The organism is Synechococcus sp. R8-2, assembly GCF_047461715.1.
Taxonomy (GTDB): domain Bacteria; phylum Cyanobacteriota; class Cyanobacteriia; order Thermostichales; family Thermostichaceae; genus Thermostichus.
Genome location: NZ_JANSHQ010000475.1, coordinates 1 through 3174, shown reverse-complemented (window position 1 = coordinate 3174; position 3174 = coordinate 1). Strand labels below are relative to the sequence as shown.

3 protein-coding genes are annotated in these 3174 nt (G+C 60.4%); 1 reads left to right on the top strand and 2 read right to left on the bottom strand.

Going from position 1 to position 3174, the window contains the following annotated elements; genetic code table 11:
• Positions 1-122: 122 nt before the first annotated feature.
• Complete coding sequence (locus NW819_RS11240) at positions 123-542, top strand: TerB family tellurite resistance protein (RefSeq protein ID WP_414329532.1); 420 nt, start codon at positions 123-125, stop codon at positions 540-542.
• A gap of 23 nt (positions 543-565) precedes the next feature.
• On the opposite strand, the gene NW819_RS11235 is transcribed toward NW819_RS11240, so the two are convergent.
• Both NW819_RS11235 and NW819_RS11230 read right to left on the bottom strand, forming a co-directional pair.
• Positions 566-1855 carry a PLP-dependent aminotransferase family protein gene (locus tag NW819_RS11235; protein WP_414344487.1) on the bottom strand — a complete coding sequence of 430 codons (1290 nt, stop codon included), beginning with the start codon at positions 1853-1855 and terminating at the stop codon, positions 566-568.
• 22 nt (positions 1856-1877) lie between these two features.
• A complete protein-coding gene (locus NW819_RS11230; protein ID WP_414413793.1) occupies positions 1878-2999 on the bottom strand; it encodes a hypothetical protein in 1122 nt (373 codons plus the stop codon).
• Positions 3000-3174 lie beyond the last annotated feature (175 nt).

Genomic DNA, 3174 nt, shown 5'->3' with positions numbered 1-3174 from the left:
AAGGTCTGGCTATAGTTAAGCTGTTCATCCCCTCAACTCTGCAGCCTCTAAGGTCTCTGGCCCCCTGACACGTTCGCAGAAGTGTCGCGTAGCGACAACAGTTCTCAGCAAGGGATCCCACCATGAACCCCACAACTCAACATCAGCTCATGCTCAAAATTGTGGCCGGCTCTGCTTGGGCCGATGGGCATTTGGAACCCCAGGAATTGGCCTACTTGGGATCCCTGCTGCGCCGCTATGGTTTGGAGCACGATACCGAGCTGCGAGAACTGATCCAAGAGCCTATCCCAATGGAGCAAACCGAGCGCTGGATGGCCGATTATCTTGCCCAGGCCAGCGAAACCGAGCGTATGCAACTTTTGGGAGCAATCGGCAACCTGATGATGGCCGACAACACGGTCTCTCCAGAAGAGCACACCCTCTTGGATGACTACTACACCCTCATGGCCGGGATCCCGGCTCGTCCAGAAGCTGCACCCAACCTGGTGAAGGGCGTTGGGCAATTTTTCCGGCGCATGGCTAAGGCTGTGGGGGGCAGGTGAGCGGGAAATCTGCGCTCTGGGCTTCAAGGATCCATGCTTTTGGAGAGCTCCTTCCCTTGCTGCTCCGCACCGCTGGCGCAAGAGTGTATCAGTCTGTACAGTTGTTCCCCAATGGTCTGGATCCCACTGACAATGCGCTCCTCGGGTTGATAGCTGAAGGCCAGGCGCAGAGCATGGTCTCCTTGGCCGTCGGCAAAGCAGTGGGTGCCCGGCAGGAAGGTGACCCCCAGGGCACGGGTAGCCTGCAACAAGGTGCTGGCGCTTAGGGAAGGGGGCAGCTCACACCAGACGAAAAATCCACCCCCAGGGGCCTCCACCTTGACTTCGGGCGGAAAATATTGAGCGATGGCCTCCAGCATCACCTGGCACTTTTCTCGGTAGCGACGGGTGAGGAGTTGAATGTGGCTTTGCAGACGGCCCTCCCCGCAATAGCGGGCCACCACCCGGCCCAAAAAGGGCCCCAGGGATCCCTCGCTGCGAAACATCTCCAGGCGGCGGATGATCTCAGGGTGACCACAGGCCCAGCCCACCCGTACTCCCGGCACCACAATCTTGGAGAAGGTGCCCACATGAAGAACCCAGCCTTCCCGATCCAGCGCAGCCAAACTGGGCAAGGGATCCCCGGCAAAGCGCAGGTCGTAGTAGGCCTCGTCCTCCACCACCACCACACCGTACTCAGCTGCCAACTGCACCAATTTCTGCCGCCGTGGCCCAGAGAGGGTGCAGCCTTTGGGGTTTTGGAAGGTGGGAATGGTATAGACAAATCGGGGGCGGATCCCTTGGCGAGCCAGATCGCGCAGCACCTCTTCCAGGCGATCCACCACCATGCCTTCCCCATCCACCGGAATCGAGATCAGACGCGCTCCTGCCGCCGCAAAACGGCTGACAGCCCCCATGAAGGTGGGCCCTTCCACAATGACTACATCCCCCGGCTCCACGAAGACCTGAGGCAACAGGCCGAGGATCTGCCCAGAGCCATAGCCGATCAGTAGGTTTTCCGGCTGGGCCTCTACCCCTCTATCCCGCATCAACTGCAGCACCACGTTGATCAGCCCGGCAAACGTGCCGCCGTAATTGAGGGCATTGTCCCCATCCTCTGCCAACACCTCCGCCGTGGCCCGCGCCAAGTCGGCCTTGGGGAACAGACGCGGATCCGCCAGCCCAAAGGTAAAACTGGTAACCACTGGCACCGCCCCTGGGATCTCCGCCCCGAAAGGAGAAGGGATCACAGCCTGAGCCCGTTGGGCAAAAAGGGTTTGCAACAAGGGCCGCGAAGTGCTACGCGGTGCCGATGCGGACGAGGTCTGGGTCATGGCAAGCAAGAGAAAGAATACCTTAGGCCAATGCCTGCCACGATAACAAGAAAGAACTGCCCAGGAGTAGGGATCCCAAAACCCGCCGCCAGCTCCGGTAGGGGATCTCAGCCAAGACGCCGCCGGCGCTCAGGCATAGGAAGGGGAGCACCACCAAACCCCAGCGAGCACTTTGCTGCAGGGTGTTCACTTGGGGATCCCAAAACCATGTCGCCAGCGCCCCCATCCAGAGGACATGGCCCAAACCGGCCAAGCTGAGCAGGGCTTGCTGCCGTTCTGCCCAGGGCCAGCCCAACCGCACCAAGCTCAACCCCAAGGGCAGCATCAAAGTAGCCAAAACAGCCAAGCCACTTTGGGAGCTGAGAGGATAGGGAATCACCTCAGCAGAGGTAGCCGGCAAATTAAACCGTCCCAGCCAGGAAAGCCCCATCACCAGCAGCAGCAAAAGCAGTCCTGATGCCCCGCACTGCTGACGCGAACGCAACGGTTGCCGTGGCCACTGCTGGCTCGTCCACAGCCCTGCCCAGAGCAAAGCCAAGGGCCAAACCTTATAGGACAGGGCACAGGCTAAGGCCAGACCCCACCAGCGCAAGGTGGATCCCGGCCCAACACCACAACTGCAAAGCAAAACCAGGCTGCCCAAAATCTCGCTGCCTGGCTCCAACCCTTGGGTCAACACCCAGGGGCTGAGTCCCCATAGACCGGCACTCCAGAAGTTGCCCCAGCTCCAGCACAACAGCAGAATGGCCAAGCAGGCCATAACTGAGAAGATGTGCAGGATCCCTTCAGCCGAGATCCCGGTTCCCTGAGCCAGCCAGGGCAGTAGCCTGTCGGCAAAAGCGCTCCGCACCACTGACGCGAACGAGTGGTAGAGAGGCAGTTCCGGTTGGACAAAAGTCAGGGATCCCTCAGAACTGCTCACCGGCAAAACGCGCCACCACTGCAGAGGAGCCGGTTGCCCCCAAGAGCGGAGTCGCTGCCCCAAAAGAAGGCCCATCCCTCCCCATAGCAGCCAGTGGCCCATGAAACCAAAACCAACCAAACGCCGACGGCGATGGTTGTCCCTGTTGGAGGAGCTCAGGCGGGGAAATGAGCCGCGGGGCAGCCGCTTGCCCGGGCGGGGTGTGGCGGGGGGAAACTTCATGGGTAAACCCTAGCCTGTTCGCATGAGCAGTGCAGAACACTATCCCTACACGGGGTGGGCCCTCGACCGGCAGCAGAACATCCAACGCCCTCTACTCTTGGCCGGTTGGGGAGAAAAAGTGCCCCTTCGTTACTTCCAAAAGAGAATCTCCCCGCGTGACATACTCCCGCACTCA

Bases quoted from the DNA above. Each gene is read 5' to 3' on its own strand.
- NW819_RS11235 (WP_414344487.1), bottom strand. From the start codon at position 1,855: ATGACCCAGACCTCGTCCGCATCGGCACCGCGTAGCACTTCGCGGCCC.
- NW819_RS11240 (WP_414329532.1), top strand. From the start codon at position 123: ATGAACCCCACAACTCAACATCAGCTCATGCTCAAAATTGTGGCCGGC.
- NW819_RS11230 (WP_414413793.1), bottom strand. From the start codon at position 2,999: ATGAAGTTTCCCCCCGCCACACCCCGCCCGGGCAAGCGGCTGCCCCGC.